At 38.8% G+C, this 13,327-nt stretch carries 13 protein-coding genes and 1 tRNA gene; 2 read left to right on the forward strand and 12 right to left on the reverse strand.

Going from position 1 to position 13,327, the window contains the following annotated elements:
- Positions 1-19: 19 nt before the first annotated feature.
- Genes B096_RS0103660 through B096_RS0103680 form a run of 5 tightly spaced genes read right to left on the reverse strand, consistent with a single transcriptional unit; the run spans position 20 to position 5,938 of the window.
- Positions 20-490, reverse strand: a complete 471-nt coding sequence (locus tag B096_RS0103660) for a metallophosphoesterase (RefSeq protein ID WP_018579433.1) — start codon at positions 488-490, stop codon at positions 20-22.
- Positions 487-1,236, reverse strand: coding sequence for a glutamate racemase (gene murI / locus B096_RS0103665; protein WP_018579434.1), 750 nt, complete (start codon positions 1,234-1,236; stop codon positions 487-489). Before murI ends, B096_RS0103660 begins: the two co-directional genes overlap by 4 nt.
- Positions 1,223-2,995 carry an excinuclease ABC subunit UvrC gene (uvrC, locus tag B096_RS0103670; RefSeq protein ID WP_018579435.1) on the reverse strand — a complete coding sequence of 591 codons (1,773 nt, stop codon included), beginning with the start codon at positions 2,993-2,995 and terminating at the stop codon, positions 1,223-1,225. Before uvrC ends, murI begins: the two co-directional genes overlap by 14 nt.
- Positions 2,992-5,280, reverse strand: coding sequence for an endonuclease MutS2 (locus B096_RS0103675; RefSeq protein WP_018579436.1), 2,289 nt, complete (start codon positions 5,278-5,280; stop codon positions 2,992-2,994). The genes uvrC and B096_RS0103675 overlap by 4 nt, the downstream gene beginning before the upstream one ends.
- Positions 5,273-5,938 (reverse strand): CvpA family protein, encoded by a 666-nt coding sequence (locus tag B096_RS0103680; protein WP_018579437.1) that lies wholly within the window; start codon positions 5,936-5,938, stop codon positions 5,273-5,275. The genes B096_RS0103675 and B096_RS0103680 overlap by 8 nt, the downstream gene beginning before the upstream one ends.
- 83 nt (positions 5,939-6,021) lie before the next feature.
- Between B096_RS0103680 and rnhC the strand changes: the two genes are divergently transcribed.
- A complete protein-coding gene (gene rnhC / locus B096_RS0103685) occupies positions 6,022-6,903 on the forward strand; it encodes a ribonuclease HIII (protein WP_018579438.1) in 882 nt (293 codons plus the stop codon).
- Here the strand turns inward: rnhC and B096_RS0103690 are convergent.
- The 7 genes from B096_RS0103690 to B096_RS0103720 all read right to left on the reverse strand — a co-directional run bounded on the left by B096_RS0103690 (position 6,890) and on the right by B096_RS0103720 (position 12,943).
- Positions 6,890-7,369, reverse strand: a complete 480-nt coding sequence (locus B096_RS0103690; RefSeq protein WP_018579439.1) for a deoxycytidylate deaminase — start codon at positions 7,367-7,369, stop codon at positions 6,890-6,892. The two genes, rnhC and B096_RS0103690, sit on opposite strands and share 14 nt — an antisense overlap.
- Before the next feature lie 8 nt (positions 7,370-7,377).
- On the reverse strand, positions 7,378-8,577 hold the full coding sequence (locus tag B096_RS0103695) for a rhomboid family intramembrane serine protease (protein ID WP_018579440.1): 1,200 nt from the start codon (positions 8,575-8,577) through the stop codon (positions 7,378-7,380).
- Positions 8,577-9,485, reverse strand: coding sequence for an RluA family pseudouridine synthase (locus tag B096_RS0103700; protein WP_018579441.1), 909 nt, complete (start codon positions 9,483-9,485; stop codon positions 8,577-8,579). Before B096_RS0103700 ends, B096_RS0103695 begins: the two co-directional genes overlap by 1 nt.
- A complete protein-coding gene (gene lspA, locus B096_RS0103705) occupies positions 9,478-9,939 on the reverse strand; it encodes a signal peptidase II (RefSeq protein ID WP_018579442.1) in 462 nt (153 codons plus the stop codon). Before lspA ends, B096_RS0103700 begins: the two co-directional genes overlap by 8 nt.
- Positions 9,940-10,032: 93 nt before the next feature.
- Complete coding sequence (locus tag B096_RS0103710) at positions 10,033-11,037, reverse strand: alpha/beta hydrolase (protein ID WP_018579443.1); 1,005 nt, start codon at positions 11,035-11,037, stop codon at positions 10,033-10,035.
- A complete protein-coding gene (locus B096_RS0103715; protein ID WP_018579444.1) occupies positions 11,034-11,552 on the reverse strand; it encodes a cysteine hydrolase family protein in 519 nt (172 codons plus the stop codon). The genes B096_RS0103710 and B096_RS0103715 overlap by 4 nt, the downstream gene beginning before the upstream one ends.
- 50 nt (positions 11,553-11,602) lie before the next feature.
- On the reverse strand, positions 11,603-12,943 hold the full coding sequence (locus tag B096_RS0103720) for an MATE family efflux transporter (protein ID WP_018579445.1): 1,341 nt from the start codon (positions 12,941-12,943) through the stop codon (positions 11,603-11,605).
- A 124-nt stretch (positions 12,944-13,067) separates the two neighbouring features.
- Here B096_RS0103720 and B096_RS0103725 point away from each other — a divergent pair.
- Positions 13,068-13,152: transfer RNA gene (locus B096_RS0103725), tRNA-Leu, on the forward strand.
- Positions 13,153-13,327: the final 175 nt, after the last annotated feature.

The raw sequence follows: 13,327 nt of genomic DNA on the forward strand, positions 1-13,327 counted from the left end.
GCATAGAATACAATGCTTTTTATAAATCTCTTTCAAATAATTCCTCAACAGTCACTTTATCATCAGAAATCGTGATTTTTGCGAAACAGGTTGGTGATCCATCACGATTATAGTAGAGCGAACCAGGATTAACCAAGAGGATTCCATCGACATCTTTTACGACAGGAACATGTGTATGTCCATAACAGGCAATGTTACAACGGTGTTCCTTCGCAAGTGCAATAATGTCTTCTTCGATTTTACGATAACGCATCAAATGACCGTGAGCCACAAAGATTCTTGTATCACCCAACTCAACTACCAGATACTCTGGATATTGGTAGTAGTAGTCATTGTTGCCGGTTACCGCATGAAAGGGTTTCATTGCATCATAGTCCAGTTCATTATCGCCACAATGAATGTACGCATCCGCATTTGGATACGCTTGTAAAATATCTTTTAAGACTTTTGCTTTACCATGGTTATCACTGCAAACGATAATTTCTTTCATATTAATTCCACCTTTTCTTCATCTCCAAAGAGGCTTTGGATTTGTGCCTCCATCATTTTCGGGTCACCCGTTGTATAGGTGTGACATCCCGTTTCGGTAAATTGATATTCCTGACAAACATAATTTCGAATCGGGATAATTGAATCATGAATTCTGCCATTGAATATTTTTGAAAAAACATCATAAACTAGCGGAAAATGGGTACATCCAAGAATCAAATCTGTAGCATCCATCACCGGAATCAATTCGATTTCTAAATATTTTTCAATATCAAGATTCGGATTCAATCCTTCGATGATATTAACCAATTCCGGCAGCGCTAGCTCAGTTATTGCTAGCGGTGACTTACATTCAATTAAGTCGCGATATGCATGTGAATTAAAGGTGGCGAGGGTTGAAACAACCGCGACCTTCATCGCTTCTGGATGGGTGAGATTCTCTACAGTAAGTTCGATAATCCCCACAATTTTCATATCTGGAAAACGGGAACGAATCGTCTCCAGCGCTACCGCAGAAACCGTATTACATGCCACGATAACATCTAAAATACCTTGACGATGAAACCACATCATTGCTTTTTCCGTATACTGGATAATCGCTTCTGGCGACTGATTACCGTATGGTGCATTTCCTTGATCCGCATACAACACCAACGAGACCGGTTCCAAATGGCGCTTGAGGTCACGATAGATACTATATCCACCCAAACCGGAATCAAAAATTCCAAGTTGTTTAATTTTTTTCATGATAGTCATTCCAATCTATATGTAGTATATCATACAAATCCGATGCAACTTCTTCCGGTAAAACTGTTTTTAATGTTTCCAGCGATGCAGCGCGAATATTCTTTAAAGAACCAAATTTTTTATAGAGTTCCTTTTGACGCACCTGTCCAAGACCCGAGACTTCATCAAGAATGGATCGAGTCATTGCTTTTTTTCTAAGATTACGGTGATACGTAATGACAAATCGGTGTACTTCGTCTTGCATTTGCATCAAGAAGTTAAAAAGTGAACTTGTTTTATCAATTTGAATTAATGTACCATCTTCGCGCATTAATGCGTGTGTACGGTGACGATCATCTTTAACAAGGGAACATACCCTGAGATCAAGTTCAAGGTCGTGCAAGACATCTAAAGCTGCATTCAACTGAGGTTTACCACCATCCACGAGAATGAGATCAGGCATTGGTTTTGATTCTCGCATCAAACGGAAATATCGACGATATAGCACTTCTTTCATAGAAGCTACATCATCATTTCCTTGATGTAATTTATAGCGACGATATTGATTTTTATTGGGCTCACCATCATCATAAACAACACATGCAGATACAGCGAAAGAACCTGAAATATGCGAGTTATCAAAAATCTCAATTCGATGAATGATTTCTTCAAATCCCAATACTTCGCTAAGATCTTTTAAGGCGTCATCTTTAAATTGTTGACGTTCACGAAGAACCGAAAATTGATCATCCAATTGCTGTTGAGCATTTTTTTGCGTAATTTCTAAAAGTGCTTTCTTTTTTCCACGTAAAGGCACTTTAACTTCCGTATCCAAAACAAATCCTAGTTCTTCGGCATTCACAAATTCAGGAACATAGACAGTTTTAGGAACTGGTTGATTTTCATAAAACTGTGCAATAAACGAAACAAATGCATCTAAAGGTTCTTCCATACACGCTTCAACCGCCATACTTCGTTCAAGCAAACGGCCACCACGAACAAATAATCCAACAATTGCGATGTATCCTTGATAGTATGCGTAGTGAAATAAATCAAATCGCTCATTCAATGAGAATTGAACTTGTTGTTTATCACTAATATAATCCAAGGCATGCAGTTTATCTTTATAAACTTGAGCTAATTCAAAATTTAACGCCTCACTCGCTTCCAACATTTTACGTTCTAACTCATCTTTAAATCCTTTAATATTACCATTAAGAATACTGATTACGTTTTGACGCCAAACATCGAGTTCTTCTGGCGTATAACGTTTCCCGGTGCGGTTAAAAGCACTATAAATTGCAAGGGTATTGGGAAGTAACTGATCCCCCGTCGGTATGGAGTCATTTAAAAGTCCTGCCATATCACGTGCTGCCGTGGCATCGGGATACGGGCCAAAATAATGGTACTTTTTTGATTGCTTGCGATCTCGTGCAACCAAGACTTCCGGTTTACCTTCACGCGGCACTTTGAGGTAAGGATACGACTTATCATCCATAAAGATGATATTAAATTGTGGTCGATGTTCCTTAATGAGATTAATTTCGAGAATTAACGATTCTTTCTCAGTACTTGTAATAATAAACTCAAAATCATCAATTTGCCGAACCATGCGTGTCGTCTTATGATCATGAGCTCCCGTAAAATAGGAACTTACACGGTTTTTTAGCCGTTTCGCTTTCCCAACATAGATGATTTCGCCATTCTTATTCTTCATTAAATAACAACCGGGTTCCATCGGTAACAGTTTAAGTTTTTCTTCAATGGTTTTATTAATCATTGTTTGAGCTTCACAATCGTTGCGCCCATACCACCATCACCGACACCGCCTAATTCAAAGGAACCCACATTTTTATTACGTCGTAATGTTTGGTGAACAGCCGTTCGCAATTGACCAGTCCCGTGACCGTGAATGATTCTGAATGTCGGTACTTTGTGTAATACGCACTCATCAATATACTTATCAACTTGGGGTAGGGCTTCCGCGACACGTAGACCAATGATGTTGAGCTCTGTCTTAAATGAAGAACGTGCATTCACACTGTGACTGCGCGATGGCTTTGGTTTATTTTTCTTAGCCGGACCGGCGATACGTACGAGTTTTCCTAAATCGATATTTACTTTCAGGCCTCCGATAGAAACAAAGGCCGTATTTTTTTCGATGGACTCAACGACACCCACTTGATTTGTAGATTTCAACTGTACACGGTCGCCTTTGCGGATCGTTTCATCAATTGCCGTCTCTGCCTGCATGGATTGAATTTGTTTAACCGCTTTTTTGCGAATGTCAGGACGATTAGTTTTATTCAACACATCCAATTGACGTTCGGCTTCTTCAACCATTTGCTCTAGCAATGCTTGATTTTCTTCCCGCAATGCCTGTTCTTTTTGTGCATAAGCTGCTTCTAAAGCTTGTTGCTTCAAGATGGCATCATCTTTAAGTTTTTTAATTGCTTCTTTTTCCTTAATCAGTTCTTGTTCAATTTTATCTTGTTCATTAATTTTAGCTTCTAAAATCTCCAACAGATGATCTGCTTCATACTGACCTTCCTGTTTATACTTAAACGCGCGATCAATAATGTCGCCTTGAAGGCCGAGACGTTGGGCAATCGCAAAAGCATTGGATTCACCCATAACATTTTCACGATAGCGATATGTAGGTTTTAAATTTTGCAGATCAAATTCAACGCTTGCAATGAGGATATCCTCATATTGTGTTCCATATTTTTTGAGTCGGGAAAAGTGCGTTGTCGCAATAACCCAACAACCAACTTCACGGAAATGATCCAAAATCGCCATCGACAAACTCTCTCCTTCAAGCGGATCCGTTTGTGATCCAAGTTCATCAAGAAGTATGATTGACTTTGAGGTTGCTTGTGCATTAACACGTGTCATCGTTTCCATATGAGCAGAGAATGATGACAAGGATTTTTCAATCGATTGTTGATCACCAATGTCGACGAAAATTTGGTCGACGAGCATCACTTCGGCTGATTCAGCACAAATTGGACATCCCGACAAGGTCATGAGAATTGAAAGACCCATGGTCTTTAAGCTCACACTCTTCCCACCGGTGTTAGGTCCACTAATTAGAATCATTTTATGTGGCGGAGTTAATGTATAGGTATTCGCAACCACCTCTTTCGGATTAATCAGAGGATGTCGCGCATTTTTAAGATTCATACGATCTTTGGTTAAGGTTGCGACCACTGCATCATGATGATGACCCCATTCTGCTTTCGCAAACAGGCAATCAATCATTGCTACGGTATCAAGATCAGCAATTAACTGTAGTGCATCCGTTGCAATAAGCGTCGAAGTTTCCCGACAAATCCGTTCAATTTCATCCTGTTCTTGATGAATTAAACTTTGATATTCATTTTGCATACGTGCTAAAAAGGCCGGTTCAAAATAAACCGACTGCCCACTGGCTGACTCTCCATAGATTGTTCCTTCGAGTTTATATTTATCCGAAGGCTTCACCAAAAATGTCCGACGACCGTGTTGCAGTGAAACAACCGCTTCACTCAACATTGCACGATTTTTCGATAAAAATTCTTGTGTTTTATTTTCGATATTTTGTTCAAGTGCTTTGCTTTGACGACGCAGTTCTCCGAGTTGTGCGCTTGCACGATCTAGCACTTCTCCTTGTTCACCAAAGCAATGTTCAATATGCTTTAGGGTCGATTCGGTTACCTCAAGACTCTCAAATAAATCTTCAAGTGCTGGGTAAGAACCTTCTAAGTTTCTAAATTGTTTTTTAAGACGTTCAAGACCTTGCATAAAACGTCCGATATCAACGATATCTTCTACCGACAAGGTTCCCCCTTTTTCGGCAAGAGTTAAGGCATAAGTAACATCCGTAATGCCTCCAAACGACATCGATCCATTTACAACCACCAATTGCAAGGCATCCTTAGCACGTGCTAATTCCCGCTTAACAATTAGTGATGAATACGAAGGTTGCGTTTCTAAAACAGCTTGCTTCCCAAGAGAAAATGAAGCATAATGAGCGATTCGCTCAAGCACCTTATCGAACTCTAATCGAGACGATGTATTATTCATATTTTTCTAAGTACTCCCTAATTTGTATTTCATTAAATCCATTTTTTTGAAGCCATTTCACCATAGCATCCTCTTGGCTTGGTGATAATTTTTGATCCATAATAATACTCTGAATTGCTGTATTTTGATTCATAAATTCATCAAAAGAACCAACGATGGGGGTCCCCGCACGCTCAATATAAACAAGCCATGTATTATCAATCACATCTTGTCCATTCTTAATGATTGGCGTTGATAATATCACACAAATCAAGAGAAGTTTAAGCGCGAAAAAGGCAATACTGAACACGCCACCAACTGCGGAATTCACTTGTTTAACTAAAGGTACTTTTGAAATAACGGTAGCCAAAGGGGTCACCAGTAAAAGCACAATACGAATGACAATAAATAAGATTACGAACCAAATTAATTGATTCATTTGATGAACTACCAATTGATTGATCGTTAAAAATCCGGTACCGGAAACTTTAAAGAATTGATAGATTTGGACAAAAACAGGTGCAAAAATCCAGGCTGCGAACAAGGATACAAATGTCCCAACAACATCGACGAGATGTAATAAAAACCCTTTTTTATAGCCAATGTATAGTGTAACCGCAAACCAAATAATGATGACACCATTAAGATAGCCCATCCAATCATTGGGGAACGTTACCATAAAACCACTCCTTTTTAAATTTATTTTCTTACATTTATAGAGTTCATCTATTAATTTCCTACGAAATAGTCTATATTATAAATATGGAAACTATAACAGTAAAATTAACAGACAAACAAATTAACGAATTGAAATCAAGATATGCGCGATATCCTATTCGTTATGATATTCAATATACTCACTACCAAATCAAAGGCAGTGATGTAACCATAACAGCCTACACGAGCGGTAAGGTTGTTTTCAGCGGCGAAGGTGCCGCTTTTCATGCTATGTCCTATTCTGAACAAACTCCCAAACCTAAATCTCAACCTGCCAAATCAATTCAAGGCTCAATGGCAGGAAGCGACGAAGTTGGTACAGGCGATTACTTTGGTCCGATTACCGTTTGCGCATGCATTGTGAATGAATCAGACTTGGTTCGTATCCCCGTAAATGAGATTGTTGATTCAAAACAAATTAACGATGATAAAATTCGTTTACTTGCACCAATTTTAAAACGCGAGCTTCAATACAGCCTTCTAATCCTTAACAATCAAAAGTATAATCGGGTACATCAAACCATGAATATGAATGTGATTAAGGCTAAGTTACATAATCAAGCGTTTCTCAATCTAAAGAAACGGTATGTGATGCCCCCTCATGTCATTATTGATCAATTTATGGCCGAACAACCGTATTACAAGGCGCTCAAAGATGAACCGGAAATTTTCAAAGGTCTTATTTTCGAAACTAAAGCCGAAAATAAATTTATTGCTGTTGCGTGTGGTGCAATTATTGCCCGATTCGGCTTTTTAGAATATCTCGATCAATTATCCACTAAATATGATTGCGTATTTCCTAAAGGGGCAGGTGCCCACGTGGATGTATTTGGAAAACAATTTGTTGCTCGTTATGGGAAAGATGAACTTAACAAGGTTGCTAAAGTTCACTTTGCCAATACGCAACGAATTCTTAGCGATTCGTAACTTTTACGACAATGGGTTGTTCCATTTTCCGATACGTAACTCCAGCTGCATTAAGCATGCGTTTTGAAACTTGAACCGCATCTGTATCCGCATACTTATCATCTTCATAGACAATTTCTTTAATGCCACTTTGAATAATTGCTTTCGAACATTCATTACATGGAAACAACGACACATAAATCGTACATCCAAGCAGGGACTGAGTTGCATTTAAAATGGCATTCAGTTCTGCGTGCACAACATAAGCATATTTTGTAGCTTGGAAATCACCTTCACGATCCCATGGAAATGCATCATCACTTAATCCCGTTGGTAGGCCATTATAGCCAATACCAACGATTTTTTTTCGTTCATCAACGATCGCTGCCCCAACTTGTGTAGACGGATCTTTTGATCGAAGTGCAGATAAATGAGCCAACCCCATAAAATACTCATCCCATGTGATTACATCATTTCGTTTACTCATAATACCCCCTACTTCAGAAACCCGCTTAAGCGGTTCGCATAATTTTTAAATCCTAACTCATACCAACTGTTAATAACAGACATATCCAATCGAGGACTGGATAATGTACTAGCATGTTGTGTCATAACCACAATAATTCCAATGACAAACACACTTGACAACACCATTGTCCCTTTGCGTAAATAGTCCCAATCTTTTCGTTTTGAAAAAATCAAACCACATAAAACTCCAGCAATCAAACCCCCAAAGTGTGCCGTAGCACTCACTCCTGGTAGCGTACTGATAATTAGGTTTATAAATAAAACTTGGAATACTTGCGACATCACTTTAGGATTTCGCATTGCTTTAGTCTCGAATAAGTAGACACACATTGCTCCCAATAAGGCAAATAAACCACCACTAATTCCAAGTCCAATCACCGCTTCATCGAGAATGAAAACAAATGCATTCCCGAACAAGATCCCTGCAATAAGCGTAAATAAGTATTTTTTACCACCCATCACGGTTTCCATAACAATACCTAAATTTCTCAGTGCCATTAAATTCATAATTAAATGAAAGAAGGAAATATGTAAAAAGCCTGCTGTAATGAACCGAAACCATTCGTGCGCATGAACAATAAAGGGTTTATAGAATGCTCCCAGCATCACTGCAACCGTATTAATATTAATTTCCGGTATTAAGATTAGATATTGTGCAATTAGGAAAATGACCACACAAATGATTGAGATAACGTTTGTAACTGGAAATGAACGGTAACGTGCTTGTTTTTGCATTTTACCAATCGTTTTCTTTAAATTCATGACCGCTTTCGATAACGAATGGTCAGGATTAGGACTCACTTTTAACAATCCACTCAAATCTCCAAATGGAGTTAAAGTAGGGGTCTGTGAAACAAAATTAGGTCCCACGACAACATTAACGTCATCCCCTGTTTTATCCTCTTGATTAACGCTTATATTCAGCCCCTCAGCTTTAGTTTTAAACACGAGTGCGAGACTTTCGCGATGTTTTGAAATTAAATCACGGTCAAAATCAGATAATGCCGTAGATGTAACCATAATAATCGCATTGTCTTCAACATTTTGATTCACAAGCCACACTTGTGAACTATCTTGAGTCATTGAAACCATTTGATATTCGTAATGCTTCATAAAATAGTTTGCAACTTCAATCACCCATGCATCATATTGAGACTTTTTATACATTAATCTAACCTCCTGATTTCCTCAATAACATCCTTCATCGTTTGTGGCATTTCTGCCTCAAACGACATCACTTCTTTTGTTATTGGATGTGTCAATGTTAGTTTCTGTGCATGCAAGCATTGTCCATTCGTTTCCCATGTATTTTTATAACTATACGTTTGATCGCCTACGATAGGGTGCTTGATATACTGAGCATGAACACGAATTTGGTGTGTTCGGCCCGTATCCAACTTACAACGTAATACACTGTAATCATTGAATCGTTCCATTAAAAAGAAATGGGTCACAGCATGCTTGCTGTTTTGATCTGTAACCGCCATCCGTTGACGGTTTTTGGGATCGCGACCAATAGGTGCGTCGACCGTTGCACTCTGATGTTTAAATTGATGGTGCACAATTGCAATATATTCACGTGAAATTAGGCGTTGTTTTAAATCTTCCACCAAAATTTCGTGTGCCTCATTCGTCTTAGCCACCACCAACAATCCCGTTGTATCTTTATCAATACGATGAACAATCCCTGGACGCAACTCACCATTAAGGTTACTTAATTGCGTCGTATGGGCTAAGAGTCCGTGTACTAATGTCGCTTGATTCAGCGTTGAGGGAGAAGGATGCACAATCAGCCCTTTTGGTTTATTCACGATTAAAATAGCATCATCTTCATAGACGATATCCAAATCCATCGGTACGGGCACAATCGTCGTTTGTTCTTCCGTAATTTCATATTCAATAACATCATCTTCTTTAAGGCGAAGGTTCGGCTTAACCGTATTTCCATTCACCAAAATTTTTCCATCTTTAATCCATGTTTGAATTACACTTCGAGAATAATCAGTTATGGCAAGTGCCATATATTGATCGATCCTCATATTATCAAACATTGCTTCTACTATTAATTTATTCATTTTTTTGACCTCTTTCATCGAGATAGAGCAGCAGCGCAAGGAGGAATACTCCTACAACTAAACTCATATCTGCTACGTTAAATACAGGAAACTGATATCCAAAGATATTGAACGCAAACATATCACGTACATAGCCATAAACTGCGCGGTCAAACAAATTCCCAAAAGCACCTGCAAACATTAAGGCAATCGCTGTCAAAACGACAGGTTTATCTTCTTTTACATAATAATAAGCGAGCACAATGCACACTGCTGAAGAGAGCACGATAAAAAGCCATTTTTGGCCATCGAGCAAACTCCATGCTGCACCTGTATTACGTACATACCGAAGTGAGAAAAATCCGGGTATAACTTGTATAGACTCCCATAAAGGAATCGTTTTATCTATCCATGCCTTAGAAAGCAAATCAATTGCGATAATCACGACACTTAACAATCCTAAACGTTTCTTCATAACTTCCTCATTTCATGTGTTTATTATAACATTATCGCATACTCATTGCATATATAAAACCCTATCAAAAAAAGATGTGAGTCTTCACACCTTTTAAGTATTATTTTCAATAAATTTGATAAATTCTTCAAATGTATGGATTGAATAGGGATTGTTCATTTGGAATTGGTACTCGTGACCTAAAGGATCTGCCACCCCTTCATAAAATACAGAAGTAACAGGAACGTTAAGTGACTCAAGTTTCGCCTTCATTTTCAATCCATCCTCCATAAAACTCATTTGATTTCCATCCGTAATAAATGTCGCAGGAAATGATTTATTTAAGTAATTAATAATTGAGAGTGACTCCACATAATCTGCATTCATCCATGCCTTCTCACCCATATAAGCCCACGCAAGACGGCTCATAAAGAAATCGAGTACACCCGAAGATGATTGCATATTTAAAAGACCATTCAGATCATATGGACCGCAAAACAAGGCAATCCCCTTCACAATATCTGATTTTATGGTTGCAGATTGTCCCAACATGGCTGCATAAGCAGGGTCCAGTTGCACCATCATATATTGCGCCATAATATGCGCCCCAGCCGAATCTCCGGCTAAAATTAAATTGCTCATATCCAAACCAAATATCGCTGCGTGTTGCTCAAGGTACTGTAATGCTTCACCTACTTGAACTATTGGCGATGGATAAACCGCCTCAGGGGCAAGATCATAATTTAAATTCACCACGCGATACCCTCGTTGCGCAAGTTGAACGGCATATTCATAATTATCGTGCTTATCTCCACCCACAAAAGCGCCACCGTGAACCCAAACAATTGTTGGAAGCACTTGATGGGTTTTAGGTCCAAATAGATCAAATGTATTTCGGCCCGCGGTTGATGCGTAAGTAAGATCGGTATATACGTCAACTTGCGCTTCCACAACATCATAGTCCTGAGGTTTAATGGCCATGCCACCCTCAAATACCTTACGTACCAGATATGCAGATGGTGCCGGATCTACAACGAAATAAACGCCAACACCGCCAACAATAAGGAGAACAAGGCTCACCACGGCTAATAAACCACGTTTTAAACTTGAACGATTCATCGGATAACGTCCACCTGCAAGCCCTCAAGAATATCCAAACTTTTCAGGTGAAGTGCTTGGTCAAAACTATCTGTACAGTGCGTATCCACGACAATACGGGTCTCAGGGCAAGCAGCCTTCACCATCACACATGTACTGACAACACAAATATTAGAAACCAAACCCATCACTTCTATTTCATCATAATCGGTATGATCCAAATAATTCCCGAGTTTTAAGGAAGCAAATGTTGGCTTATTAAAAATAATCGAATCCGCTTTTATAAATGGTTGTAAGCGGCGGTCGAGTTCCCAACCCTCAGAACCTAAAATACAATGTTCCACCGGCAATCGCCGTCCTTCTTGCGTTTCTAGGTAATTTGAGCCATGTGTATCTCGAGTAAAAACTCTATCAGCGCTTTCATCTTTTTTCAGTTTTTCTATAATGTTAAGTACAACCTGATCAGCGCCTTCAAATCCAAGGGATCCAGATACAAAGTCATTCTGAACATCTACAATAATATATAATTTTTTCATACGCCCACCCTTTTATTTTATTGTAACATAAAAAAGTCCTCGTAGGAGGACTATGCTTTTTCGAGCCAATGTGAGGCTTTTGAATAAATAATCGTTAATATCATGGAACTAATCCATGTTACAGAATAACTCCAGTATACCCAATCAATTGTTGGATTAATACGCATCATGATGAACAAGAAAATCTGTCTTAACACCGTAAAGCATGAAATCATAATGAACATCGGAACCATCGTTAATCCGGCGCCGCGTAATGCTCCACTGAGAATGCTCGTGGTGCTTAGTGCAAAATAGAACGGAACCATAATACGTAACATACGCGCTCCATACATAATAACCATCGGTTCGGGTGAAAAGAACCCAATCAGTTTATCTGCATAAATAAAGGTAGGAATACCAATAATAATAACGATACCGACAGCTAAAACCAAAGCGGTACGTACCCCTTCCATAATGCGTTCTTTACGGCCCGCTCCCAAGTTTTGTCCAGTGAACGTCGTAATTGTTAACGAAAAACTTTGAGTTGGCATCGACAAGAAAGCATTAAACTTATCCGCGGCACTGAATCCCGCAACCGCAGCAGATCCGAAGCCATTGATATACGATTGTACCAATACATTGGAAAATGAGACCACAGTTTGTTGGATTCCAGTTGGAATTCCTAAGCGAATAATCTCATACAACTTATCACGATGTATACGAATATCACCCATCTTCAACTGATAATTATCATTAACACGCAGCAAGTGAATCCATACTAAAACAGCTGACGTCATCTGTGCAATCAAAGTCGCAACGGCAACCCCTAAAATCCCCATATCAAATACAATCACAAATAAAAGATCAAGGGTAACGTTGATAAGACTTGATACACATAAATAAATTAGTGGATGACGGGAGTCTCCAATCGCACGTAAAATCCCCGCACCTGAATTATAAATAACCAACCCAGTTACACCAAAGAAATAAACCCGCAGGTAAAGTGTCGCTGGTTCCATAATATTTGCCGGTGTTTTCAACCACCCCAAAAATATGGGTGACATAATCGATCCAAATATTGTAAGAAACACGCTAACAATTAAGGAAAACGCAATAAAGGTATGAATTGAATCATGCAATTCTTCATCTTTTTTTGCACCAAAATAACGTGAAATTAAGATTCCAGCACCCGTTGAAATCCCCATAAATAATCCAATAATAACATGACTTAGAGGTGTACTTGCACCGACAGCCGCAAGCGCCTCTTCCCCTACATAATTTCCAACCACAAAGGAATCCACCGTATTATATAATTGTTGAAATAGGTTCCCTATAAGCAGCGGTATAGAAAATAAAAGCATTTCTTTCCAAATGACGCCTTCTGTCATTGACGTCTTTTTATGTACTTTCATTGTAACCATCCTTCTTAACCATAATTATTATACACGATATTTTATGTAAATCATTAAAATTTGGCACTTTTAATCTTGCACATTACCGAAACCGATGCTATAATACAAAAGCAGTTAAAGCAATGCACCAGTGGCGGAATCGGTAGACGCGCACGCTTGAGGGGCGTGTGACGCAAGTCGTGTAAGTTCAAATCTTATCTGGTGCACCATTAAATTAAAACACACCAACTTCGGTTGGTTTTTTTTATGCTACAGTTCATATTTATCCAAACAACACGACGAAAATCACTTGTTTGATCTTCACCATGATGACCATGCGAGACACCTACCGAGTGTGCACCCTAAGTTTTCTTATGCGAAAAAAAAAGAACCCAGCATACACCT

This window comes from Erysipelothrix tonsillarum DSM 14972, from assembly GCF_000373785.1.
GTDB lineage: Bacteria > Bacillota_I > Bacilli_A > Erysipelotrichales > Erysipelotrichaceae > Erysipelothrix > Erysipelothrix tonsillarum.